This is a genomic window from Acinetobacter sp. YH12043 (genome assembly GCF_013419915.1).
Classification (GTDB): Bacteria; Pseudomonadota; Gammaproteobacteria; order Pseudomonadales; family Moraxellaceae; genus Acinetobacter.
This window is the reverse complement of the sequence record NZ_VOZD01000020.1, coordinates 41,124-64,911: the sequence shown is the minus strand read 5'-3', so window position 1 is coordinate 64,911 and position 23,788 is coordinate 41,124. Positions and strand designations below refer to the sequence as shown.

Genomic DNA, 23,788 nt, shown 5'->3' with positions numbered 1-23,788 from the left:
AAAGAGTACTTTGATTATCATCTTAAAGAAACTGAATGGCGTTGGATGAGGGAACCTAATGAGTTAGCAACTGAGCTGTGGAACCTCATTAGGTAAAATTAAGTGTAAATCTGCTAGTCTAGAGCCTGATTTTTTTAAACGAGGTTTGTCGCAGGCCAAGCCTTATCTTTTAGGTGAAAAAGTTTCTGCTGCAGATCTATATGTGGCCTATTGTCTGATCTTCGCAATTAGTACCAAAATTTTGCCGCCGTTGGAAGAATTTAAACCTTTCCTACAGCAAATGGCACGTCGTGATTCTCTCAAAGATATTTCATGGTTTGAGCAATACCGAACTTAGCTTCTATGTTCATCTATAAATAAAAACCACGCCGTAGCGTGGTTTTTTTGACTGAGGTCAATTATTTGACATGGAGCTTGTTAAATAGCGCCTGACTTGTGCTTTCTATAGATTGAGGAATCGCTAAGGCTGCCACGAAGCGGTCTGGACGCAGGATGACGATAGAGTCCTTGGTCTTGCCGAACCAGGTACGAATGTCCGTACCGATATCACCAATGGTGATCACATCTTCGTATTGCTTACGATGTTGATTAGACAATTGAACTGTAGGAATAACCTGGATAAATTTTACGCCAAGTTTTTTCCACTGTTGTATCGTTTGCTTGCTTAAGCCCCATTTCGGATCCACCCCCCAGGCAATGATGGCAAAGTCATTGCCAATCACTTCATCCAGCAATACAGTTTCATCAGACTCCAGTTTCACCTGCGGCTGAATGAACATCTTGCCGACTGGAGAGTCTTTCTGAGTATTGGCCAGCAGGGCACCATCATGATACTTCGGCATAGGCTTAAAGCGCATTTCCAGCAGGTACTGTTTGATTGGCTTGATATAGTTCAATGCGTAAGCAATACCGTCACGAACAAAGCCTTGCCATTTTTTTGGTGGAGCAAGGACGTGGCCTGCCATGACTGAAAGATCGATCATCGCCTTGGCATGATCCTTACGTTCTACCTGGTAAGAGTCCAGTAATTCATGGCTTGCTTTACCCTGGATCACCAATGCAACTTTCCAGGCCAGGTTAAAGGCATCACGCATACCGCTGTTATAGCCTTGGCCTTGCCATACCGGCATGATGTGCGCAGCATCACCAGCAAGCAGGATACGGTCAGCACGGAATTTATCTGCAATACGTGCATTGTGGGTATAGACACGTTGACGAATTACTTCGATTCCATCGGTATTCGGTAAAACTTTAGAAAGCAGTTTAGCAATATTTTCCGGTTTACTGAGTTCTTCCTGAGTTTCGCCTGGCATAACCATGAATTCGAAGCGGCGAATGCCATGCGGCAGGGCAGCTGATACATAAGGACGCACCGGGTCACAGCATAGATAAATATGTGGGGTTGCCAATGGGTCATTATCGATATCAATCACGATCCACTGGTTTGGCGCAGTTTCACCTTCGAATGGAATGTTGAGGGTACGGCGTACATAAGAGTTTCCACCATCACAGGCAATCAGGTATTGCGCACGAATGGTTTCTAAGCTGCCATTTTTAGTCTGAACATTTAAAGTTACACCCTCAGCATCCTGGCTGAAATGTGTCAGATGGCGAGAGAAAAGTACTTCAGTTTTTTTATATTGTTTGAGGCCTTCTAGCAGAACGTTATCTACTTGTGGCTGAATGAAAGCATTACGGCGGGAGAAACCAAATTCACGAGTCAGTGGCTGAATGTCTGCGAAGCAACGGCCTTTGGGTGTCAGGAAGCGCATGGCATGATTCGGGGTAGTATGCGGCAAGACCTGATCAACCAGTCCCAAAGATTGAATGGTACGCAAGGATTCATCATCAATGCCGATGGCACGCGGATAATCGATCAGACTATCTAGCTGTTCAACCACAGTGACCTGTACACCCTGTTTGCTTAAATAGTTGGCAATTGTTAAACCTACCGGGCCGGCCCCCAAAATCGCCACTTCAGTGGTGTAATCTGTATTGCTCATCGCGAATGTCCATTCCATCAATTCAGGATTGAGACTATTAAGGAACAATCAATAGCGCTAAACAAGCTAGTCCATAGTAGGTCATGTCTATCAAAAAGATTTAGTTGAAAAGAATTTTATTTTAATAAGTTATTGATAATAAATAATAATATTTAAATTTATTCATAAGATGAATGAATCCTATGATCATTTCTGGCTATAGTGAATAGCCTATAAGGTATAAAAAAGCTGAATCACGCAGTTGCATGATTCAGCCTTAGTCTACATCCGGCAGCATAGGTCAAACCTACTGGAGATTTACTGCACGAGATGTTGCTTTAAACCTGATTAACGAGTCGATGTCGACTTAGTCGTTTTTTTACCATCTTTGTCTTCTGTAGCAGCTTCAGACGCAGCAGGCTGGTCAGCAGGTCCAGCTGTGGTTACATTTGGATTTGGGTTATTCGTTGCAGGAAGTTCCTGAGTTGTCACAGTGACTTTCTGTTCCTCAGTGGTCTTCGTGTCAGTGGTGTTGTTTGCTGCAAAACTGGTAGCTGCGGCTGCAGTAAGCGTTGTTGCAAGTAAGATTTGTGCATATTTCATGTTGAGCATCCTTTTTATTACATTTATAAACTGCCGAATGACCATCACATCAATCCGGCAGGAATTCATCCTAAGCATGAAAATTTTATGGAGCAAAGCAATTAACAAAAGCCGCACGAAGCTGTTAACCAAGCAAATACAATCATTGGAAATTTGTTTTCTTCTGTTAAATGTATAGGAAATTGTTAGCTGGAAATGTGTGTAAATATTTCAAATATAGCGTTTAAGTGAACTAGTTAACGGTTAAAAAGTACTTACTACAGACTGTTATTTTTATTTGAACCGAGATAAATAGAATCTAATCATCCAAGAATGAACATTTTTGCAAGAGTCCAGTGTTCTATAATAGTCAGGTTTACTCATTCTAATTCTATCTTTGAGAGAATCAATTTTGAAAGTTCTTGCCGCTCAGCAGCCTATTCCTGTACACATCATTTCCGGATTCTTGGGTGCTGGTAAAACCACTTTATTAAAATATTTACTGAGCCAGAAACCGGAGCAAGAAGTCTGGGCTGTGCTGATGAATGAGTTTGGTCAGATTGGCGTCGACCAGCAATTACTGCCTCAGGATCAGGGCTATGCAGTAAAAGAATTGCTGGGCGGCTGTTTATGTTGTAGCAGTCAGTTGCCAATGCAGATTGCTTTATCCCGGCTATTGTCAGAAACCAAACCGGACCGGCTATTTATTGAACCTACAGGACTCGGACATCCCGGGCAACTGCTGGAACAGCTCACCGAACCGCATTGGCAGAGTCATTTGAAAATGCAGGCTCTGGTCACGGTAGTCGATGGTTCACGTTTACATGATCGGGACTGGACGCATCAGAACCTGTATGCGGATCAGCTGAAAGTTGCCAATATCGTGGTTATTTCCCATGCTGATTTGATGACTGAAACTGATCATGCTGCTTTAACTGAACTCAAGTCTGAGTATCAGCCATATGCCCAGCACTGGCTGATGATAGAAAACGGACAGCTGGATATTGAGCAAATCAAACAGGATTATCAGGGTGCTTCACGTCAGATTCAGCCACTGCTCAAGCAACAGCGCCAAGTGTTGGGAGAGGTGCCGGCTGTCGTACATCAGTTGCCTTATCATTATGTTGAAAGTGCACAAGGCTATCAGGTGGCAGGTTGGAAATTGCCAAAACGCTGGCAGTTTGATTTTTATGATCTGCTGGATCTGCTTTGTGAGCAGCAGGATTGGCTCAGAATCAAAGGGATTTTTAATACCAATCAGGGCTGGAAAAGCTTTAATTTCAATCCTGATCAGTTTAATTATCAGTCTGCCGAAGAAGGCATTGATAACCGGGTAGAAGTGATTTACCAGACCTCACGTGACTGGCTGGAATTTGAAACCGCCTTAATGCAATGCCGGATTGTTCAGGAAAAATAACTTCGAATCTGCGTGTTGAAAATAGCTGGATAAGATGAAATCTGTTCAGCAAAAATGCAATAAATCTTATATGCTAGGCGCCAAATTTGAGGATTGTATTATGGCGTTAAAAGCGACAATTTATAAGGCAGATTTGAACGTTGCCGATATGGATACCCATCGTTATGAAGACTATCAGTTGACGATGGCGCTGCATCCTTCGGAAACCATTGAACGTCTGATGGTACGTGTTTTGGCTTATGCACGTTTTGCTGGCGAGGCGCTTGAATTTACCAAGGATCTGTTTGAAACTGATGAGCCAGCGCTGTGGGAAAAAGACCTGACTGGCCAATTATTGAAATGGATCGAAGTGGGTTGTCCTGACGAAGATAAAGTCAAAAAAGCCAGCGCACGTTGCAAACAGGTCGCAGTAGTTGCTTATGGTTCTTCAGTTGATGAATGGTATAAACGTAATTCCAAACTGAAAACGCTGTCGAATGTTGAGGTCTGGAAAATTTCAACTGCCAGCACTGAAGCGGTACAACAGTTATGCGAACGTACCATGCAGCTGCAACTAAATGTTATGGATGGTGAGTGGACCTTGATCGGTGATCAGGCCCAAGCTGTAATTGAATGGGAACAGTTACAATAACAGCCAATAAGGATGCAAGTCTCGGCTTGTATCCTGATTCAGAAATTGCGTATACCTGACAATAATAAAAATGAAACAGGGATAAATATATGCATCCGGATCTTTATCGTTTGCTCATTGCCCTCGGTATTGGTGCAATTATTGGTGCAGAACGCGAATATCGCAGTAAGTCTGCCGGTTTGCGGACTATGATCATGGTCAGTCTGAGTTCCTGCTTGTTCACGATTATGTCAATCAAAATTGGTCTGGATAGTCAGGATAGGATTGCGGCCAATATCCTTACTGGCTTGGGCTTTGTTGGTGCGGGAGTTATCTTTAAAGATGAAAACCGGATTTCAGGCATTACGACAGCGACAACCATCTGGATGACAGCAGCACTGGGCATGGCAGCTGGCGCGGGTTATGAATGGCTGAGTCTGTTTGCTACTTTTATTGTATTAATCGTGCTGATTTTTCTGATCTATGTCCAAGAGGGAATAGAAACTTTAAGTCAGGCACGAACCTACCGAATTATCTGTCCTTATCAACGTAAAACCTTAGAGCAATACGAAGAATTATTTAAAACTTATAATATGAAAGTCGTTCGCAGTGTGCAGCATAAAACGGAACACCGTATTAGTGGACGCTGGATTTTAATTGGCTCCGCCGAAAATCATAAAAAATTGACTAACTATTTACTGAATGATTCAAATATCCAAGAACTCAGCTTTTAATCCTTTAAGCCTCAAAGCTAAAGGAATTCTGTCTAATCCCGTTTATACTATGCGTATTTGCCAGAGAAAGGATATTGGTCATGACCAAAGAGCTAGAAATTATTGATTTGAAAGTGGGTGAAGGTAAAGAAGCGGTTAAGGGCGCGCTTATTACGACTCACTATACTGGCTGGCTAGAAGATGGCACCAAGTTTGACTCATCACTGGATCGTGGTAACTATTTTGAAACCGTGATTGGCACTGGCCGTGTGATCAAGGGCTGGGATCAAGGGATTATCGGTATGAAAGTGGGCGGTAAGCGTAAACTAATTGTGCCTGCTCATTTGGCTTATGGTGAACGTAAAATGGGGAATATCATCCCGGCCAATTCAAACCTGATTTTTGAAATCGAACTGTATGATGTTAAAACACGTGATTGATTCACTGAAATAAGCTTCATTCATTGTGATGAGTGAATGTTGAACGGGTGAAGTCATAGCTAGATGGACTTCATCCGATGAGCTACAAAAAAAGCTTTGCACTCCCTGCTATTCGACGTAGATTATAAGAAGAATAAAGCACTTTTCAGGAAAATACTGTCTTTGCAAAACATGATAAGGAATGTCTATTCTGTAATATTGATTTGGAGCATTAGCTGGGTCCTATTAGTGATGATTCCAGTTTTCGCCCAGGCATCTCTTGAATCTTCCTCTGTCACGCAGCACAGTCAACCGCATATTTCCGAAATTCACTTTACTGAAGATCATAGTAGCCAATTGCCCCAAAATTGGCAGTTTTATCCAAACCAGTTTATTACTGAACCAAGTTCCGTACTTACTCCGCAAGAGGTTCAATTACCCGCTTCATTTAAAGACCTGACCGGTTCAAATATTGGCTATGGAACCTTTATCGGACATTTCAAAATTCCATCAGAATTTATCGGACGTCGGATCGCCGTGCATATTCCGGCTGAATATGGTGCCTATCGAATCTATATCGATGGAAAATTTATTCTGCGGCATGGGGAAATTGCGAAAACAGCGGAAGAGCAGAGAAATGAAAGGGCTCCTCGAATCGGTTATTTTGTTCCTGAGAGTGAATATTTCACCATGAGTATTCAGGCCTCAAACTATACCCATCTGCATGGCGGGATTGAACAGCCTATACGCATTGGAACAGCCGGAACTATTAACCGTCAGTATCAGCAGCTTATGATGAGCATCAGTATAGTCTGTGGACTGGTGCTTGGGGTGGGTTTTTTTACGATTCTTTTTTCAATGTTTAGGGGATCAACAGAACGCAATAGCAAAAGTATTTTTATCTTTGGCTTGTTCATTATTTTTCTGGCCCTGCATAACTTTTTTGCAGCGCCGTATGCCTATTCGATCGTGACTAAGCTCGGTTGGCTATGGGGAACACGCCTAGAATATCTGTTCACTTTCCTGGCGATTCTATTTTTCCTCAGTTATATGTACCTGTTTAATCAGCGCTATTTGCATCGATTTATTTATAGTGTTGCCGCAGGACTTTTACTACTGAACTGTGTCGTAACCCTGTTGACCGATCCGGAAAATTTTCAACGTCTGGCCTTGTATAGTGCGATTTTCGGGATAGTCGTGGTGGCCAATTTTATCTATGGCTTTTATCAGACTCTGCATCATAAAGACAATTATTCGCGCTTAACTCTCTATGCGGTCATTTTTCTATGTCTGACCTTTATAAATGACTATTTATTGCTGATCAATGTGATTGAAAGTGTGCATCTGTCTTTTATCTCGACCAGTCTGTATGCCGTGATCATTATGTTTCAGCAGTCGCAAAATTATGCCCATCAAACCTATGCGACAGAGCAGTTGAATATGAATCTGAAAGAGTTAAATAATTCACTCGATCAGAAAGTCAAAGCACGTACCGAGCAATTACGTGAACTGAATGCCAAACTCGAACATCAGGTGAATATTGATGCTTTGACGGGTGCCTTTAACCGCCGTGCTTTAAATGACCAAATCCAGCAGCAGTTTTTATACTGTCAGCAACATCCACACAGTACACTGATTTTTGCCATGCTCGATGTCGACTATTTTAAAAACTACAATGATTATTATGGGCACTTAAAAGGAGATGAAATTTTACAGAATCTGGTCAAGGTCATTCAGACGGTACTCCCCGAATCCGCGTATTTAGCCCGCTATGGTGGAGAAGAATTTGCGATTCTACTTACTGATGTACCTGTCCAGGCAGCATTTCAATCTCTGGAAAAAGTCTTAATCAAGATTCGCGAACAGCAATTTGAACATTTAAATCGTACAGATGATAAATCCTATGTCACGGTCAGTATGGGCATTTCCTGGATGGATCAAACACATCCATATCCAGATATTCATGCACTGATGAAAGCGGCAGATGTACAGTTATATGCGGCTAAGCAGGCAGGGCGAGATCAACTTAAAATGACATAAAAAAGTTTTAATTTTAAAAAGCGTATTTATATAAATGATAATTTTCTTCATTTTCCGATTGAGAATTCGGTGAGAAAAATCCATTTTTTTGATAATAACTTAAAGCCGTTTGAGTCGATTGGACTTTAATTTTATGGATATTTTTACGCACTAAGGATTTGTGCATCTGATCAAAAAGCTGGGTGCCAAACCCGAGTCGCTGGAAACGTGCAGCCACATAGTGCATCAGGATTTCTCCAGTGTCACTGACCAGCAAAAAGCCGACAATCTGATCATTTAAAATATACACCCAGCAGTCGTTATAAAGCATTTCCACAATTAACTGGGCGTGATTAAACTGCTCCAGCCAGCGCTGGATCACGCTGTCTTCACGTTGATGATCCAAAATACAGGATTGAATACTGTCGTGGATGACCTGAATTATTTGAGGTATATCTTGAATCTTCCCTTCACGAATCATAATTTTATTCATTTACTCGACCATAAAGAGGGACCTTTTATTTGAAGGAAAATGCTCAGAAAAACAAATACCAATCGTGTAGCTTTTTGAGTGCATTTGCTAAAGAATCCAGAGTTGATGATCGATTCTGTAGTGATTTGTCTGATTTATTTATCCTGATCAATATTGGTCTTTTGAATTAATTCTAATTTTTAACAAGATTTTAGATCCTCATTTCAAATTGAATACTGGAAAATAAGGCTCAACCAAAGAAAAAAATCCAAGAAGATCTAAAAAAATCCTCAAGTTTGCTGTACAAAAAATAGACTTGTGTTAAGTTGAAAGAAGATCGCCAAATCAAGAATTGGCAGACCGTGATAAAAATAAAATTAACCACACGAGATGATCAATGATTCTTAAATTCCTGATTTTTTCATGTCTAGCCCTGATAATTTATGCGACCTGGTTTATCGGCATGAAAATCTATAAAACCCAGCGTTATGTAAAGAGTAAACGTGTCGAAAAAAAGGACCCGATTTCCAGCAGTACTGAAGAGAGTCAATCTGAGTCTCAGGAAACATTGCATGTGGTCGATGCCTATGAGCTGGAACTGTTTGATGACGTGGCGCAATTATTTTTCCAGCATCAGGTTCAGATTCAGGACCGCAATGAAGCAGAGCAGTTACAGCAGGAACTGCTCCGTAAGATGCCGATGCATACCGGTACACAAATCCGTCAGATGGATTTAGGCGAATGGTCAATTTTCTGGAATTTTTATGACCAGTCACTGGAATATTATGTCGGCCATTATGGGGTATTTTATGCCCATGTCGACCGTTTCGGCGAGGAACACCGTCAGGAAATCAGAACCGATATTCAACAGGCACGTTATGCTTAAGCAGCTAAATGCTTAAATGCTCTAGAAACTAAAATCAAGCTGCATATTTGAGTTGATGTAATTCGCTGAACTTGGTGAGCACTTCATCCCAGAGCTGTTCTGCGCCCTGACGGAAATAACCCATATGTCCCATATGCTTGAGTCCATAATCAGCTGCCTGAATATTGATATAATGCAACGGAGCCTGACGATAATGTTGCATAAAGGCTTGTCTGGATTCAGGTAAGGCCCAGGCATCATCAAGCGCGGCTACGGCATAAATAGGTGTTTTTACCGCCGCATAATGGGCATGCAGGTCTTTCAGTTCAGGATCGGCAAAGAAATAGGTCGGATTTTTACACCATTTGCGCCACTGACGATAAACATCACGTGGCAAGTCAGCGCCCATATTTAAACGGCTCCATGGCAAATAGCCTGTCACTGCCACCATCGGTGGAAAAACAATATTCCAGATCACCTGAACCTTGATTCTTTCAGTTAAAGGCATATAACCATGCCAGCCAGCACCGGTGCCAAAGCAGTACATTGCTTCAATGCGATCATGATATTTGCTTAATCCCAAGGCCTGTCCGCCATAGGAATGGCCAATCATATAAATGTCCAGACCGGTTCGGCTGAGATAATCAATCGCAGCGCTGAGATCATATTGCCCCCAGTCCAGATATGACATTTTAAAATTCTTTAAACATTTAGGCGCAGAATCAGCCACGCCACGATAATCAAAAGTCAGCACTTGAAAACCTGCCTGTGCTGCATACTCGGCAAAGCGCCGGTAAAAAGCTTGGGGAACACCGGTCGCACAGGCAATGACAATATTGGCTTTGGCATATTCACAACGGTAAAGCTTGCCGGTTAAGGTATAGCCATCTTCTGCCAGAAACTGCACGGTTTCGACCTGAACTTTTCCTTGTAGCATACTGGATATCCTTATACGTGGATTGAATCAGGGGAGGTGAATCTATATTATTTTTAATCTGATCTAAGCCATGATGTCAAAACTCACGAGTCGTAAATGACATCTATGCTTACCTATATTGCATGTAATCGCCTCATACAAAAGGAAGGGCTGCCTCATGCTGATTGATTTTCATCAGGCACAATTACAGAAATTTATGGCTTTAGCGACTCAGGTTGAAGCTGAACCGGAACACTATTTACAGTTTGATTCCGTTTCTGATTTTTATAAGGCCAGCTGGTTAAAGAAATTTCCTGCGGGTACGGTCTGGTATGCTTCCGGCCTAGATGATGGGGCAGAAGAATTTCATGCGGTCATTGAGTATCGTGAAGTTCAGCTTTTACTCAGCTGTGGACCCTGTATATCTGCAAAAATTGCCTGGAAACATTGACCTCAATGCCAATTTTTCTCAATAAAAAAATAATGACAGCCGATGTAAAATTGACTTAAATAGCTTATCTTCTCTGTCAGATGATTCATTTGACTTAATTTGAGTCCATAACCCCTAATAAAAATAAGGAAAATAGATATGGCCCACCAGTTTACCGTAAATGCAATTATTCGCGGTGTTTCGATTGATGAGTTTAAACGTCTGGCAAATGACATCAGTTTGCATGAAGCGGTTTGTCATCGGATCCCTGCTCAAAATATGGAAATTCTGGTTTCAGAAAAGCAGGGACACCTGTATACCCTGAAACGTGCCTACAATCTGGATGTCAAAATCCCAGATATTGCCAAAAAACTGCTAAAAGATGCATTTCGCTTGCAACGTACCGATGTTAGCAATTTAGAAGAAATGACTTCTGTTGTGGAACTAGGTGCCAATCTGCCAATTGAAGCCAAATGTCAGCGTGCCGTTACAGGTGATGAACAGCAGATCCAGTTCCTGTTGAACTGGACGGTGAATGTGAAAGTGCCTTTGGTCGGTGGCATGCTGGAAAAACATGCCGAAGGTGAAATCCGTAAATTCAGTGAGATCGAGATCAGCATCGTGGAAGATGAGCTACGCAAGAATCTGAAGGCTTAAGCTCGTATTTTTACGCTTAGGAAAAGAGCCTGTGAGTCAGGCTCTTTTTTATTTTAGGCTGTTTTTTCAAATTTGCTGCGGTAAAGCAGGGCAGTAAATAGCGTCACTAGACAAACGGTCCAGATATAGTACAGGGCACCAATATTGCTATATAGGCTCAACCATTGTACCAGTGGCAAGGTGATTCCACCTGCAATCGCATAGGCCAGATTATAGGAAAATGAAATTCCGCTGAAACGGATTTGTGCCGGGAACATTTTCACCATGCTATAGGACACCATGCCCACGGTTCCTGAGCTCAGGCCTAGGAGCATATACAGCATGAATACGGTAGATGCTTCAACATTACCTAGACTGTGATAAAAAATCCCAGCCATTGCCGCGACAAAAATAGAGCCAAGCAAAATCACTTTACCTGCACCGAAACGGTCAGCCAGTACACCCGCAATAATGCAACCGAGCATTTGCATCAGGATCGCAGCACTTTGCATTTTGAATGCATCAGCACGTTCGAAGCCAAAACTGGCCACCAGCAGATTCGGCATCGCCAGAATCAAGACCACCACACAGCCGGTCAGGAACCAGGTAAATAACATCCCAATGCCTACAGCAGTTTTGTGGCTTAATAGTACCTGTTTGACTGGTAATTCTTTCGCCAGTTCTTTTTTCGCCTGCATGGCTTTAAAGACTGGAGTTTCTTTCAAATAACTGCGCAGGTACAGTGCCACAAAACCGAAAATCCCACCCAGAATGAAAGGAACGCGCCAAGCCCAGTCTTTGATTTCCGCTTCAGTGAACTGAAGTGAAATAAATAGCGACATTAGGGCACCAAGTAGAATCCCGAGCGATAGGCCGGCAGTCAGCAAACCATTGGCAATCCCAATTCGGCGTTCTGGCACATGCTCTGACACAAAGGTCCAGGCAGCCGGAATTTCACCGCCAATCGCAATACCTTGAATAACACGCATCAATAGCAGCAGTAATGGTGCAGCATAACCAATACTTTCAAAGGTTGGCATGATCCCGATCATGAGGGTCGGTAGCGCCATCAGCAAGATGGATAGACTGAATAGACGTTTACGACCGATCAGATCCCCAAAATGTGCCATCACCACACCACCGAGTGGGCGGAAGAAATAGCCTGCAGCAAAGATGCCATAGGTATTCAGCATGGCCCAAAATGGACTCAGGGTACTTGGAAAGAACAGTTCGGAAATTAGTTTGGCGTAGAACACATAAATGACAAAATCATAGAATTCCAGTGCGCCACCTAGGGACGATAGTCCGAGGGTGCGTTTATCAGCACGGCTCAGATAGGGTTGTGCATTCATGTGGTCGTTCCATTATTTAATATCCATGACTTGAATGCTGATTTTAAAGAAGGGTTATTTTCTTGAATAATCAATCTTTCTTTGTTTAATCTAAACTAAAAGTTATTAAAATTTGAACGAACGAAATTATTTGGAATATTTTGATTAATTATTTTCCTGTTAAGTGAAGTTTTTAAGGCAACCATAAGCTGGATTTCGACATACTACTTAAAACACAGCTTATCTTTTTTAGACGTATTTATTCATTTTAGTATGATGTTCATTCTGTAATTTTCCCTCTAAGATAGAGTTAAATGAAAAAAATACAGGATAGCGCGATGACAAATACCTTGGCGGTGGCACAGCAAGGTGAGGCCATTTTAACCCTAATTGCCAGTCCGGTCACACAGGCTGAATTTGACAGTGACTGGTTGCGGCAATTTAACAGCGCCTTGATGGAGACCATGCAACAACGTCAGGGCGTGGGCATTGCAGCACCGCAGGTTTATGTCTCTAAACGCATTATTATTGTCGCATCACGGCCCAATTTACGTTATCCAGACGCGCCGTATATGGAAGCTGTGACCATGATCAATCCGGAGATTATCAGTACTTCAGCTACACAAGTATTGGGTGAGGAAGGCTGTTTAAGTGTGCCCGAGCAAAGAGGGAGGGTAGTTCGAGCAGAAGAGATTCAGGTACGTTATTTTACGTTAGAGGGAAATGAAATGGTTCAAGTGTTCAAAGGCTTTCCGGCACGAATTGTACAGCACGAAATTGACCACCTGAATGGAATTCTATTTGTAGAGAAGCTTGCAGAAGCATAATTACTTGGTCTGAATTGCAGTGCCATAAGCAAAGACTTCAACCATACCGCCTTGCATGCCAAGTTCAGTCGTACTGAGGCGGATTCCCATAATCTGGTCAGCACCCATTTTTTCTGCTTCCAGTTTTAATCGTACTATAGCTTCACGTCGTGCCCGTTCAACGACACTCTCATAACTGGTCAAACGGCCACCTAACATGTTTTGCACATTAGCAATCGCATATTTAAAGTAATCATGTGAAATCACCACATTGCTGCTGATCATATGGCCGGGGAATGTAGATTCGATGAAACGGCTATTATTGACCCGGATATAAGCCAAACGCTGTTCCTGTTCATCCAGATATTGCAGATGCTTGCGCTCGTTATAGCGACCAAAACCGAAACCCACACTGAACAGAATGGCAAAAATGACAATCTGTATAATCAATCCGTCCATGCATTAGTTCGCCTGTGAAAATGGATCAGGCAGTTTAGGCATGACGGGATCAACGATGACTGCTGTGCCATAAACAAACAGCTCAGAAGCACCTTGGGCAATATTTGAGGTAGAAAAACGGATACCTACAATCGCATTGGCACCCATACTGCGAGCTTTTTCAATCATTCGGTTCATGGCTTCCTGACGGGATTCTTCCAGTAATTCGGTATAAGCGGTCAACTCGCCGCCGACAATATTTTTCAGGCCGGCCAGCAAATCACGTCCAACATGCTTACTGCGCACAGTACTGCCATAAACCACATCAATCTGTTGGCGAATGGTATGTCCCGGTACAGATTCCAGATTGCTGAGTAACATTCATATCCCTAAATTAGAAAAAATACTTTGATTATTATTACACTTAAAATAGATAGTTTAGTCATTATAAATTTCTTCAGATGACTCAGGCAGCTGGGGTAAATACTTTGTTTGGATCACCCCTTGAGCTGACCAATAGGGAAGTTCAAGTTCAGTAATACCTTCTGCATAAGAAGCCAATTCATACAATGGATAGACAAATACAATTCCATTGGCATTGAAATAGAAATTATCACTTACTTCAAATGCATTTTGCTCAATATGATGTTGTTCAAGCCACTCACGATTATGTTCGTAAAGTTCAGTTTTGAGTTTTTCTTTGCTTGCAGGTGCCAAAATATCATTCAGGCTTAAACGCTGCTTGGTATTGAGATCAAAAATAACGTAGTCACTATGATGCATACCATGTGCAGCGCCTGCTGGGTAATATTCGGAAAAGTATGTAAAGTTTGCGATATTGTAATGCTGACCGATATAACGTACAGCAGTGGTACTGTAGTTGGTTAATGGCATTTCAGGATCAAGAGTGACCTCTACAGCAGGTGATTTGTCGAAAGCTTCAGCATGGTCTTTTTGTAAACGCTCCAAAAAATATTGGTTTAACCAATTTACATTCGTTTTCACTGTTTGCAGATGATATTTAGTGCAACTGGCAAACTCATCCTCACTGGCTGGATGGCATACTTCATTTTTACTGAGCTGTACACGTTCAGTTTTAGCCTTAATCAACGGTAAGCTTTCTTTTTCAGCGACGGTTTCCGCTGTTGGTTCAGGTTTTGAATCTACTGTATTTTTTTGTTGGCATGCGGTTAAGAAAATTGAACTTACCAAGGCAGATAACAATATTTTTTTCATCGATTTACATTTTATAAAGTGTTAAGTCTCATCCAATTGAGTATACAGATTTCTTGATTCAATAAAATATATCGGCTATTGGACCAACGTATAAAAAAAGCCCACCGAAGTGAGCTTTTCTGAAAAAGAGATTAAGCTTATTTTGCCTGTTCGGCACGACGCTGTTCGGTCACAGACGGGCGATACGGTACGGTGTCGGAAGTGTTAACTTTCAAACCACCACCAAGACTCTTGTACAGTTCAACCTGGCTGTTCAGATTCGCTTGTTCAAGTAATAACAAACCTTGTTCTGCTGCATATGAAGCACGTTGTGCATCCAGTACAGTTAGATAGCTGTCAATACCGGCACGGAAACGTGCTAGAGACAGACGGTAAGTGGTATTGGTTGCATCGACCAGACGGCGTTGAGCAGCAATACGGTCACCAATGTTCTGTCGTACCGCCAGGGCATCATTCACTTCGCGGAATGCAGTCTGAATTGATTTTTCATAATCTGACAGCGCAATTTGCTGATCTGTTTCAGAAATACGGATGTTGGCCTGACGTGTACCCCAATCGAAAATTGGAATATCCAGACTTGGGCCTATAGACCACGCAAAACTGCCAGATTTGAACAGATCACCCAGATCCGCAGATGCAAAACCTGCAGAACCCGTCAGACTGATGGTTGGGTACAGACGTGCGCGAGCTGCCGCAATATTGGCACCTGCCGCAGACAGACGGTATTCAGCTGCACGTACATCCGGACGGTTAATCAGTAGGTCACTTGGTAAGCCAGCACCTAGTGCTGCATTAGAGGTAATGCGGGTAACACGTTGTGCCGGTAACAGGTTGGCCGGTACAGGTTGACCCACAAGCAGGTTTAGCAGGTTTTGTGCCTGAGCCACCTGGGTGCGATAGTTGGCAACATCATTACGCGCAGTTTCAACAGAAATTTGCGCCTGACGTACTGGAAGTTCGCTATCGATCCCAACATCAAAACGTTTCTTGTTCAGGTTGTAAGATTCAAGCTGGGCTTTCAGCGTTTGCTCAGCCAGCGCCAGATTGGCATTGGCAAATGAGTAACTCAGCCATGCTTGGGCCACCTGACCGATCAGGGAGATCTGAGTCGCATCACGCGCACTTTGAGTCGCCAGATAAGTATCCAGTGCATTGTCACGCAAGCTACGCACACGACCCCAGAAATCCAGCTCAAATGCAGTTACGCCTAGACCGACATTATAAGTCGTCACAGCGCCACGGCTTTGCGGGTTGTTACTGCCAGTATCCTGACGTAACACGCTGCCGCTCGCACCAATGGTTGGCAGACGGTCATTTTCAGAAATCTGATAAGCCTGTTGGGCACGCTGAATGTTTAATGCGGCAGTACGCAAATCACGGTTATTGGTCAATGCCAAGTCCAGTACCTGTAACAGGCGCTGGTCAGCAAAGAATTCTTTATAACCCTGTTCTGCTACAGAAGTACCTGAAGCATTGGTATAACTGCTTGGGATATTTGCCTCTGCAACGGGCTCTGGCCCACGCATACTTTGACAGGCTGTCAAAGCAAGCGCGAGGGCAGAAACCGCAATACCACGGCCTGTATGCGACCATAAGTTTTGCATCACGATACATGCTCCTGATTATTTTGTTGTTTTGGTTTGTATTTAAAGATACTTCGAATCCAGACATAGAATACAGGAATAAAGAAGATCCCTAACAAGGTTGAGCTAATCACACCACCTAAAACACCATAACCGACCGAGTGTTGGCTACCTGCACCTGCACCTGAAGCAAGTGCTAGTGGAAGTACACCAAAACCAAAGGCTAAAGTGGTCATAATGATTGGACGTAAACGCATTTTTGCAGCATGCAAGGTCGCTTCAAACAGGTCTTCACCTTTTTCTTGTAGCTCTTTGGCAAACTCCACAATCAAAATCGCGTTTTTGGCAGATAAACCAATCACGGCAATAATCGCTACCTGGAAGTAGATGTTATTCGACAGGTTCGGATCTTTAAACAGAATCATACCGCCAAAGGTCAATAGTAATGCACCCACGATACCTAGTGGTACAACCAAAAGAACCGAGAATGGAATTGACCAGCTTTCATACAATGCAGCCAGACACAGGAACACGATCAACAGTGAAAGCGCGTACAAGAATGGTGCTTGTGCGCCAGACTCACGTTCTTCCAGAGACAGACCAGTCCATTCATAGTCGAAACCTTGCATGCCCATTTCAGGAAGCTTGGCAATGATTTCTTCCATTGCGCGCATTGCATCACCTGAGCTCACACCCGGTGCTGGTGTACCCTGAATGTTCATCGCAGATACGCCGTTATAGCGTTCCAGACGAGGCGAACCATAGGTCCATTCGCCGGTTGCGAATGCCGAGAACGGAACCATTTCGCCACGGTTGTTACGAACATACCACTGGTTCAGGTCTTCCGGCATCATACGAGAGCTGGCTTCACCCTGAACGTACACTTTTTTCACACGACCACGGTCAAGGAAGTCGTTAATGTACGAACCACCCCACGCCATGCTCATGGTGCTGTTAATTTCAGAAATGCTGACACCTAAAGCACCGGCTTGTGCATGATCGACAATCACACGGTACTGCGGGTTATCTTCCTGACCATTTGGACGAACACCTGCAAGACGTTTGTCTTGTGCAGCTAGACCCAGAACAGTATTACGCGCTGCTAAAAGTTGCTCATGGCTTTGACCACTTGCTGCTTTTAACTGCATATTAAAGCCGGCAGATACACCCAGTTCAGGCATTGCTGGCAATTGTAATGGCATGATGTAAGACGCATCTTTCACAATCATGTTCAGTGCCATACCACGCTGGATAATTGCACCGACCTGTGATTCTGGTGTGGTACGTTCAGACCAGTCTTTCAGTTTGATAAATGCCAGACCAGCGTTTTGACCTACACCTGTGAATGAGAAACCAGCCACACTGAAGACAGATTGGACATGATCTTTTTCATTTTCCAGGAAGTAGCCTGTCATGGTATTGATGACTTTATCGGTACGTTCCAAGGTTGCATTTGGTGGCAACTGTACCAGCGTCATCACGACACCTTGGTCCTCATCAGGTAAGAATGAAGAAGGCAGTTTCTGGAAGATCAGCACAATAATCCCGATCACCACCGCATAGATGATACCGGAGAAAATCTTGTGGTGGGTCATACGATTGACACCGCCCTGATATTTCACAGAAACACGGTCAAAGCTATGGTTAAACCAGCGGAAGAAACGCGCAGCCGGGTTGTTGCTTTGCGGCTTGTTCGGATCATGCTGTTTCAGAATGGTCGCACACAGGGCAGGGGTAAAGGTTAAGGCCACCACCAGAGACAGAACCATTGCTGTGACCAGCGTGATTGAGAACTGGCGATAGATAACCCCTGTAGAACCACCAAAGAATGCCATTGGTACGAATACTGCAGACAGTACAGAGGTAATACCGATCAGCGCACCAGAGATCTGTTTCATCGACTTTGCAGTCGCCGTCACAGGATCAAGATGCTCTTCAGCCATGACACGTTCAACGTTTTCGACCACAACGATCGCATCATCGACTAACAGACCAATTGCAAGAACCATCGCAAACATGGTCAAGGTATTGATCGAGAAGCCGAAGATATTAATGATTGCAAAAGTACCTAATACAACCACTGGAACGGCCATGGTTGGAATAATCGTTGCACGCCAGTTCTGCAAGAACAGGAACATCACGATGAAGACCAGAATGACCGCTTCGATTAGGGTATGAACCACCGATTCAATCGATAACTGAATAAATGGTGTGGTATCAAATGCCAGGGTATCCACCATCCCTTGCGGATAGTTCGGACGTAACTGTTTTAGCCGTTCTTCAACTGCTTCAGCGGTATCCAGCGCATTGGCGCCAGTTGCAAGTTTAATCGCAACACCGCCAGCCGGTTTACCGTTGAATTTAGAATCAAACTGGTAGTTGTCTGCACCCAGTTCTACACGTGCGACATCGCCCAGACGGACTTGAGCACCTGAAGTGGTATTTTTCAAGAAGATGTTTTCGAACTGTTCAGGTGTTTGCAGCAGACTTTGCGCATTCACCGTCGCATTCAGCACCTGACCTTCAATCTGTGGCGCACCACCTAATTGACCGACAGCCACCTGAGCGTTCTGGGTACGGATTGCCTGAGCCACATCACTTGGAGTCACTTGCAGACTAGCCATTTTGGCAGGATCCAGCCAGATACGCATTGCATAAGAACCACCAAAGACCTGAACTTCACCAACCCCGGCCACACGGCTTAAAGGTTCAGAAATGTTTGAGTTCACATAGTCTTTAATGTCATCTGCAGTCAGGCTGCCATCAGGAGAATAGAAGGCTAATACCTGAAGGAAGCTGGCACCAGATTTGGTAACACGTACACCCTGACGTTGTACATCATCAGGCAAAAGTGCAGTCGCTGACTGTAACTTGTTTTGTACCTGTACCTGTGCGATATCAGGATCGACACCCTGTTCAAAGTTTAAGGCGATGGATGCCTGACCGTTACCGGCACTGTTCGAAGAAATATAACGCAAGCCATCCAGACCGTTCATCTGCTGCTCGATGATCTGCGTTACTGTATTTTCTACAGTCGCTGCAGATGCACCCGGATAAGTCGCAGAAATGGTGACTGTCGGTGGCGCGATCGTCGGATATTGAGCAATTGGCATTTTGCTGATGGTCAAAATACCCGCCAGCATAATTACCAATGCAATCACCCATGCAAAAATCGGGCGATGGATAAAGAATTGAGCCATGAACCATTACTCCTTATGCATTTGCAGCAGGTTTTTGTTCAGGTTGTTTCTTTGCATCATCTGCCTTTCTTACATCTGCTGCAGGTTGTTGTGCAGCTGGTTGAGCAGCACCTTGTGGGGCAGCTGCTTGAGGTTGATAAGGTTTAGGCACCACTTGCTGTTCAGGTTTTACCTTGGCAATACCATCAACAATCACTTTATCACCCGGATTCAAACCTTCGGTTACGATCCAGTTGCTGCCTTGAGTCCCGACTGTCGTTACTGGACGTGGAGTCACTTTATTGTCAGCACCTACCAGCATCGCCATAGCCTGACCCGTAGGCGTACGGGTTAACGCTGCTTGTGGAATCAGGAAGGCATTTGGAATTTCGCCTTGTACGATTTGCGCTGTGGCAAACATACCTGGCAGAAGTAAATGGTTTTTGTTCGGGAATACTGCACGTAAAGTCACAGTACCTGTTTCAGGGTTCACGCTGGCATCCGAGAATGCAAGGCGGCCTTCGACAGGGTAGATGCTGCCATCTTCAAGCTTTAACTTCACTTTGGTGTTGTTTGAGCTGTTGAGGTTGCCTTTACTTAGCTGTTGACGCAGGCGCAGCAATTCAGCACTGGATTGGTTGATATCTACATAGATTGGATCTAGACGCTGAATCGTAACCAGTGGTTCTGTCTGATTTGCAGTTACTAACGCACCCGCCGTAATCGAAGAACGGTTGGTTTGACCAGAAATCGGGGCACGTACGGTTGAATAGCCCAGATTGATTTCAGCATTACGTAAAGTTGCACGGTTGGCATTCAAATCAGCTTCAGCCAGTTTGACCTGTGCTGCGATGTCATCGTATTCCTGTTTAGAAATGGCATTGGTACCGACCAGTTGACGGTAACGGCCTTCTTTAACACGCAATACACCTAAATTCGCTTCAGCACGGGCAATCGCTGCACGAGCATTATCGACAGTAGTACGGTTAGTGCTTGAATCGATTTCATAAAGCGCCTGACCTTCACGGACATAGCTACCCTCAGTGAATAAGCGTTTAAGCACCACACCACTAGCCTGTGGACGTACTTCAGAAATCTCAAATGCTGTTGTACGACCTGAGAGCTCTACAGACTGCTCGACACTTTGTGGCTGTGCAACAAGAATACCGACTTCAGTCGGTGGCATTTGCTGCTGAGCACCAGCTTGCTGGCCCTCTTTAGGATCTTTGCTACAACCAACAAGTGCAAGACTTGTTGCTAATGCGCAAGCAGTCAGGGCGGGTGCCCAAAGCTTTGCAGACATCATTGTTCCACCTCAATTGGATTCTTATCTAAATTTTTTTATTTGTGAGCCGTGCAATATCTGATCCAGACCATATACCACAACGAAATCCAAATAAAACTTATACTCCAGCCGGATATGACATCTGAAGGAAAATGTACGCCTAAGTAAACTCTTGAAATACCCATAATCAGCATCCATGCACCTGTACCCATCCAGATGATGGTATGTCGGGGATGTTGCCGATATATGAATATTGCCAGACAGCCGAGACAGGCTGCATAGACACTATGGGCACTCGGGAAGGAGCTTCCATAGCTTTCAACCAGATGAAAAGACTCTGCTGGTCGAGATCGGGCAATACTGAATTTTAAAAGCCAGCCTAGGAGAATTCCTCCGATAATTCCGATACATATAAAAATTACGCTTGCATACTTTTTATACCACAGTAGAAAAATACACCATAGTGTGGATAAAAATAATACAAATGGCATGCCACCTATCACTGATAAGGACTGATTAATTTGATTTAAAAATTCTGTGCGATAGCCGCTAATCCATTCTATTGCAAGCACATCTAACTGGCTTAAAGTTGCAATATCAAGAAATAACACACTGAAAATTAAAAATAAAATTCCGACAATAAGTAACAAGTAATGCATGCCAAAAATCCTTGTCCTTTTAACCGTTATTCAACCGGTTAACTGTCTGCGCTAAAGTGTACTTGCCAGTACACTTTTTTTCAAGAGTGCGTATTTTATGCAAATTCCATTTTTTATTTATGGGATTTTGTACCTAAATGCCCAAATATTCTCGCAATTTTACAGTTTTGTGGATGTATGATTTTCGTCAATTTCAATGGTTTGCTTCGGCGGCCAGAAAAACTCACTTGGGCGAGTAAGAAAGTGGGTCATGACCAGTTTAGCGAGCGGTTTCCATTGTTCGAAACGCACCCGTCGTGCGCGTAATGCCACAATAATGGTCAGGCTAAAACTTACAAAAAGGTTAGTCAGGCCAATCAGCAGAACACCCAAGAAAGAGATAATGATGAGTCCAATATCTGGACCATTAATATTGATCAGTCCTTGGATAAAGTTGGCAGACGCAAAGGCAATATGACGAATATCTAAAGGCAAACCGAGAATGAAACCAATAGTACCCATACTGCCCAGCATAACCCCAAAAATGAAATTACCCGCCAGTGCACCTAGATTACGCTCAATATAATCGGCAAATCGATGCAGACGTTCTTGTCCCATCAGTTGCGACAGGCGCACATGAGCTCTCAGACGAGGACCAACCTTCCGATACACTGCCATATTATCGAAATAACCGGCTAATAGGCCTGACAGGAACAAACATACTCCAGCCACTGCTGCATGAGGAATCGCCAAAGAAGTAAATGGATTCAGGTCATATAAGGTTTTGGCTGCTTTGGCATGTGTCATTAATGGCTCATGTAGGGCAAATTCCCACATCAGGGCAATCAGTGCTGCAACCGGAATTGCGATGGAAATATTCCCAAGAATTGCGACAAACTGGGTCCGAATGATATTCACAATCAGTGCAGCCAGTTCAGCAATCTGGGCGGTTTTCGAACCCTTACGCTGTTGTACGGTAGAAGCGAGTGCAGCTGCAGTCATCGCCGGCTGTTTGGTTGCAACGGTGAAGTGCAGCACATGAATGAGCATAAAACCGAGCGAATAGTTCATGCTATAGCTAAAGGCCTGCATTAAAGGTGCCATCGTGACACGCGCCATTAAGACTTTCAGCGAAGCCATAAAGGCAATGATGACACCGGCACCGGCTGCCGATTTGTACATGGCCAGAAAGCCTTGCTTGTCGGTACTTACATAATGTTCACCGGTTTTACTGGCATTTTCAGTCACCTGTAAAGCCAGGAGTTCACTATTGGTAGTCAGTAAGGCACGCACACTGCGTTCACTATAAATTGCTTCGGTAATATCGGCGATAAACAGGCCAATGGATTGATAACGCAGGTCATCATCATCCAGCACCATATTCAGCAGGATTTCAATCCGTTCCAGACACTGTTCCAGTAAGGCCAGCATATAGGTCAGGCTGACACTGACCCCAATCCGTTTGGTAGAGCGGCGAATTTTGGCGACAACATCGTGACACTGCTCCAGCATGACCAGAGCTTGGGAAGCATCTGGCGGCGTAATCGCATCCACCAGTTCTACCGTGTTATAGCGTTTTTTATATTCCTGGATAAATTCAATGATCTCACGATTTTGCACCAGAAAAGGTGATTCATATTCCATGAGCTCAGGCTGAGCATTAATAAATTCAGGATGCAGACCGATCCCACTCACCCGGTAGGACAGAATCGTTAGTGCTTTAATGATCTGATCTTTGATTCGGGTTTTTTCTACCTGATTAGAATGACCCTGATTTACAACAGCAAAAAGTCGCTGCCAGTCTGCTTCATCAAAATAATCCAGCCAGTATTTATCGGTACGCAAATAGAAAATTTTGCGGAACAATTCCTGAAGTTGTAGATGATCTGGAATCACCGGCAGGATATGTGCCCCGATCCGCTGATTCAGCTGGTTCCAAAAACCATCTAGAGAAAGAATCCCAGTATCGGAAAACAGGCTGGCTTGTTTATAACGATTGATAACTCTTAAAGTGAAACTTTGTAAGGTTAAGACTGCATTGGGAGTGAGCAGTAAGGCCCGGATAAATGCATTAAATTTTGTTTCGATTTCTTCTGTATTTCTGCTGTCTTCTGGGCGTATACGTTCTACAAGTTGGATGAGCAAATTCTCATCCAGCACCGCCTGTGGTTGTTCAAGCTGGTGCTGCATGCTTTGAAAAATATCAAGAAAATTAATATGCATAGGCGAGG

The 23,788-nt window shown here is 43.6% G+C and carries 22 protein-coding genes and 2 pseudogenes; 11 read left to right on the top strand and 13 right to left on the bottom strand.

Going from position 1 to position 23,788, the window contains the following annotated elements:
- A pseudogene (locus FTU01_RS10875) lies at positions 1-96 on the top strand (IS1595 family transposase); the annotation flags it as partial.
- 46 nt (positions 97-142) lie between these two features.
- A pseudogene (locus FTU01_RS10870) lies at positions 143-337 on the top strand (glutathione S-transferase family protein); the annotation flags it as partial.
- A gap of 61 nt (positions 338-398) precedes the next feature.
- Here FTU01_RS10870 and FTU01_RS10865 read toward each other — a convergent pair.
- On the bottom strand, positions 399-2,003 hold the full coding sequence (locus tag FTU01_RS10865) for a bifunctional 3-(3-hydroxy-phenyl)propionate/3-hydroxycinnamic acid hydroxylase (protein WP_180139087.1): 1,605 nt from the start codon (positions 2,001-2,003) through the stop codon (positions 399-401).
- Positions 2,004-2,330: 327 nt separating this feature from the next.
- Positions 2,331-2,585: a hypothetical protein gene (locus tag FTU01_RS10860; protein WP_034170131.1), complete on the bottom strand. Its 255-nt coding sequence runs from the start codon at positions 2,583-2,585 to the stop codon at positions 2,331-2,333.
- A gap of 391 nt (positions 2,586-2,976) precedes the next feature.
- Here FTU01_RS10860 and FTU01_RS10855 point away from each other — a divergent pair, with 391 nt between their 5' ends.
- The 5 genes from FTU01_RS10855 (at position 2,977) to FTU01_RS10835 (ending at position 7,763) form a co-directional block, all read left to right on the top strand.
- Positions 2,977-3,981 carry a GTP-binding protein gene (locus tag FTU01_RS10855; RefSeq protein ID WP_159123390.1) on the top strand — a complete coding sequence of 335 codons (1,005 nt, stop codon included), beginning with the start codon at positions 2,977-2,979 and terminating at the stop codon, positions 3,979-3,981.
- A 100-nt stretch (positions 3,982-4,081) separates the two neighbouring features.
- Positions 4,082-4,612: a YaeQ family protein gene (locus FTU01_RS10850; RefSeq protein ID WP_159123391.1), complete on the top strand. Its 531-nt coding sequence runs from the start codon at positions 4,082-4,084 to the stop codon at positions 4,610-4,612.
- A gap of 89 nt (positions 4,613-4,701) precedes the next feature.
- A complete protein-coding gene (locus FTU01_RS10845) occupies positions 4,702-5,325 on the top strand; it encodes an MgtC/SapB family protein (protein ID WP_103799665.1) in 624 nt (207 codons plus the stop codon).
- A gap of 80 nt (positions 5,326-5,405) precedes the next feature.
- The gene (locus FTU01_RS10840; protein WP_159123393.1) at positions 5,406-5,744 is read left to right on the top strand and encodes an FKBP-type peptidyl-prolyl cis-trans isomerase; all 339 of its coding nucleotides are present in this window, start codon (positions 5,406-5,408) and stop codon (positions 5,742-5,744) included.
- 231 nt (positions 5,745-5,975) lie between these two features.
- Positions 5,976-7,763 (top strand): GGDEF domain-containing protein, encoded by a 1,788-nt coding sequence (locus FTU01_RS10835; RefSeq protein WP_257233645.1) that lies wholly within the window; start codon positions 5,976-5,978, stop codon positions 7,761-7,763.
- A 13-nt stretch (positions 7,764-7,776) separates the two neighbouring features.
- Here FTU01_RS10835 and FTU01_RS10830 read toward each other — a convergent pair whose 3' ends face one another.
- Positions 7,777-8,223: a GNAT family N-acetyltransferase gene (locus FTU01_RS10830; protein WP_159123410.1), complete on the bottom strand. Its 447-nt coding sequence runs from the start codon at positions 8,221-8,223 to the stop codon at positions 7,777-7,779.
- Between the two features lie 391 nt (positions 8,224-8,614).
- Between FTU01_RS10830 and FTU01_RS10825 the strand changes: the two genes are divergently transcribed.
- Positions 8,615-9,100: a hypothetical protein gene (locus tag FTU01_RS10825; protein WP_180139095.1), complete on the top strand. Its 486-nt coding sequence runs from the start codon at positions 8,615-8,617 to the stop codon at positions 9,098-9,100.
- Positions 9,101-9,134: 34 nt separating this feature from the next.
- On the opposite strand, the gene FTU01_RS10820 is transcribed toward FTU01_RS10825, so the two are convergent.
- Complete coding sequence (locus FTU01_RS10820; protein ID WP_180139085.1) at positions 9,135-10,016, bottom strand: alpha/beta fold hydrolase; 882 nt, start codon at positions 10,014-10,016, stop codon at positions 9,135-9,137.
- A gap of 157 nt (positions 10,017-10,173) precedes the next feature.
- On the opposite strand from FTU01_RS10820, the gene FTU01_RS10815 reads away from it, so the two are divergent.
- Together FTU01_RS10815 and FTU01_RS10810 are read left to right on the top strand one after the other, a co-directional pair.
- Positions 10,174-10,446 carry a hypothetical protein gene (locus FTU01_RS10815; RefSeq protein ID WP_004784921.1) on the top strand — a complete coding sequence of 91 codons (273 nt, stop codon included), beginning with the start codon at positions 10,174-10,176 and terminating at the stop codon, positions 10,444-10,446.
- Positions 10,447-10,584: 138 nt separating this feature from the next.
- Positions 10,585-11,082, top strand: a complete 498-nt coding sequence (locus FTU01_RS10810; protein ID WP_004784919.1) for a DUF2505 family protein — start codon at positions 10,585-10,587, stop codon at positions 11,080-11,082.
- Positions 11,083-11,135: 53 nt separating this feature from the next.
- On the opposite strand, the gene FTU01_RS10805 is transcribed toward FTU01_RS10810, so the two are convergent.
- Complete coding sequence (locus FTU01_RS10805; protein ID WP_180002134.1) at positions 11,136-12,413, bottom strand: MFS transporter; 1,278 nt, start codon at positions 12,411-12,413, stop codon at positions 11,136-11,138.
- Positions 12,414-12,730: 317 nt separating this feature from the next.
- On the opposite strand from FTU01_RS10805, the gene def reads away from it, so the two are divergent.
- Positions 12,731-13,219: a peptide deformylase gene (gene def, locus FTU01_RS10800; protein ID WP_180010582.1), complete on the top strand. Its 489-nt coding sequence runs from the start codon at positions 12,731-12,733 to the stop codon at positions 13,217-13,219.
- Here the strand turns inward: def and FTU01_RS10795 are convergent, their stop codons facing one another.
- The 8 genes from FTU01_RS10795 to FTU01_RS10760 all read right to left on the bottom strand — a co-directional run bounded on the left by FTU01_RS10795 (position 13,220) and on the right by FTU01_RS10760 (position 23,780).
- Complete coding sequence (locus tag FTU01_RS10795) at positions 13,220-13,657, bottom strand: YbjQ family protein (RefSeq protein WP_180139083.1); 438 nt, start codon at positions 13,655-13,657, stop codon at positions 13,220-13,222.
- A 3-nt stretch (positions 13,658-13,660) separates the two neighbouring features.
- Positions 13,661-14,017, bottom strand: coding sequence for a YbjQ family protein (locus FTU01_RS10790; protein ID WP_180012717.1), 357 nt, complete (start codon positions 14,015-14,017; stop codon positions 13,661-13,663).
- Positions 14,018-14,074: 57 nt separating this feature from the next.
- Positions 14,075-14,872 (bottom strand): RsiV family protein, encoded by a 798-nt coding sequence (locus tag FTU01_RS10785; protein ID WP_180139081.1) that lies wholly within the window; start codon positions 14,870-14,872, stop codon positions 14,075-14,077.
- Positions 14,873-15,009: 137 nt separating this feature from the next.
- Positions 15,010-16,476 carry a multidrug efflux RND transporter AdeIJK outer membrane channel subunit AdeK gene (gene adeK / locus FTU01_RS10780; RefSeq protein ID WP_180139092.1) on the bottom strand — a complete coding sequence of 489 codons (1,467 nt, stop codon included), beginning with the start codon at positions 16,474-16,476 and terminating at the stop codon, positions 15,010-15,012.
- Positions 16,476-19,655: an efflux RND transporter permease subunit gene (locus FTU01_RS10775; RefSeq protein ID WP_180139078.1), complete on the bottom strand. Its 3,180-nt coding sequence runs from the start codon at positions 19,653-19,655 to the stop codon at positions 16,476-16,478. Before FTU01_RS10775 ends, adeK begins: the two co-directional genes overlap by 1 nt.
- Before the next feature lie 13 nt (positions 19,656-19,668).
- Positions 19,669-20,940 (bottom strand): efflux RND transporter periplasmic adaptor subunit, encoded by a 1,272-nt coding sequence (locus FTU01_RS10770; protein WP_180139075.1) that lies wholly within the window; start codon positions 20,938-20,940, stop codon positions 19,669-19,671.
- A gap of 35 nt (positions 20,941-20,975) precedes the next feature.
- On the bottom strand, positions 20,976-21,578 hold the full coding sequence (locus FTU01_RS10765; protein ID WP_180139072.1) for a phosphatase PAP2 family protein: 603 nt from the start codon (positions 21,576-21,578) through the stop codon (positions 20,976-20,978).
- A gap of 159 nt (positions 21,579-21,737) precedes the next feature.
- Complete coding sequence (locus tag FTU01_RS10760) at positions 21,738-23,780, bottom strand: site-specific recombinase (RefSeq protein ID WP_159123405.1); 2,043 nt, start codon at positions 23,778-23,780, stop codon at positions 21,738-21,740.
- Between the last annotated feature and the right edge of the window lie 8 nt (positions 23,781-23,788).

What these genes read in the sequence shown, in the direction of transcription:
- FTU01_RS10760 (WP_159123405.1), bottom strand. Translation starts at nt 23,780, where the DNA reads ATGCATATTAATTTTCTTGATATTTTTCAAAGCATGCAGCACCAGCTT.
- FTU01_RS10815 (WP_004784921.1), top strand. Translation starts at nt 10,174, where the DNA reads ATGCTGATTGATTTTCATCAGGCACAATTACAGAAATTTATGGCTTTA.
- FTU01_RS10830 (WP_159123410.1), bottom strand. Translation starts at nt 8,223, where the DNA reads ATGATTCGTGAAGGGAAGATTCAAGATATACCTCAAATAATTCAGGTC.
- FTU01_RS10805 (WP_180002134.1), bottom strand. Translation starts at nt 12,413, where the DNA reads ATGAATGCACAACCCTATCTGAGCCGTGCTGATAAACGCACCCTCGGA.
- FTU01_RS10775 (WP_180139078.1), bottom strand. Translation starts at nt 19,655, where the DNA reads ATGGCTCAATTCTTTATCCATCGCCCGATTTTTGCATGGGTGATTGCA.
- FTU01_RS10770 (WP_180139075.1), bottom strand. Translation starts at nt 20,940, where the DNA reads ATGATGTCTGCAAAGCTTTGGGCACCCGCCCTGACTGCTTGCGCATTA.
- FTU01_RS10785 (WP_180139081.1), bottom strand. Translation starts at nt 14,872, where the DNA reads ATGAAAAAAATATTGTTATCTGCCTTGGTAAGTTCAATTTTCTTAACC.
- FTU01_RS10810 (WP_004784919.1), top strand. Translation starts at nt 10,585, where the DNA reads ATGGCCCACCAGTTTACCGTAAATGCAATTATTCGCGGTGTTTCGATT.
- FTU01_RS10860 (WP_034170131.1), bottom strand. Translation starts at nt 2,585, where the DNA reads ATGAAATATGCACAAATCTTACTTGCAACAACGCTTACTGCAGCCGCA.
- def (WP_180010582.1), top strand. Translation starts at nt 12,731, where the DNA reads ATGACAAATACCTTGGCGGTGGCACAGCAAGGTGAGGCCATTTTAACC.
- FTU01_RS10765 (WP_180139072.1), bottom strand. Translation starts at nt 21,578, where the DNA reads ATGCATTACTTGTTACTTATTGTCGGAATTTTATTTTTAATTTTCAGT.
- FTU01_RS10835 (WP_257233645.1), top strand. Translation starts at nt 5,976, where the DNA reads ATGATTCCAGTTTTCGCCCAGGCATCTCTTGAATCTTCCTCTGTCACG.
- FTU01_RS10795 (WP_180139083.1), bottom strand. Translation starts at nt 13,657, where the DNA reads ATGGACGGATTGATTATACAGATTGTCATTTTTGCCATTCTGTTCAGT.
- FTU01_RS10790 (WP_180012717.1), bottom strand. Translation starts at nt 14,017, where the DNA reads ATGTTACTCAGCAATCTGGAATCTGTACCGGGACATACCATTCGCCAA.
- FTU01_RS10865 (WP_180139087.1), bottom strand. Translation starts at nt 2,003, where the DNA reads ATGAGCAATACAGATTACACCACTGAAGTGGCGATTTTGGGGGCCGGC.
- FTU01_RS10820 (WP_180139085.1), bottom strand. Translation starts at nt 10,016, where the DNA reads ATGCTACAAGGAAAAGTTCAGGTCGAAACCGTGCAGTTTCTGGCAGAA.
- FTU01_RS10845 (WP_103799665.1), top strand. Translation starts at nt 4,702, where the DNA reads ATGCATCCGGATCTTTATCGTTTGCTCATTGCCCTCGGTATTGGTGCA.
- FTU01_RS10850 (WP_159123391.1), top strand. Translation starts at nt 4,082, where the DNA reads ATGGCGTTAAAAGCGACAATTTATAAGGCAGATTTGAACGTTGCCGAT.
- FTU01_RS10840 (WP_159123393.1), top strand. Translation starts at nt 5,406, where the DNA reads ATGACCAAAGAGCTAGAAATTATTGATTTGAAAGTGGGTGAAGGTAAA.
- adeK (WP_180139092.1), bottom strand. Translation starts at nt 16,476, where the DNA reads ATGCAAAACTTATGGTCGCATACAGGCCGTGGTATTGCGGTTTCTGCC.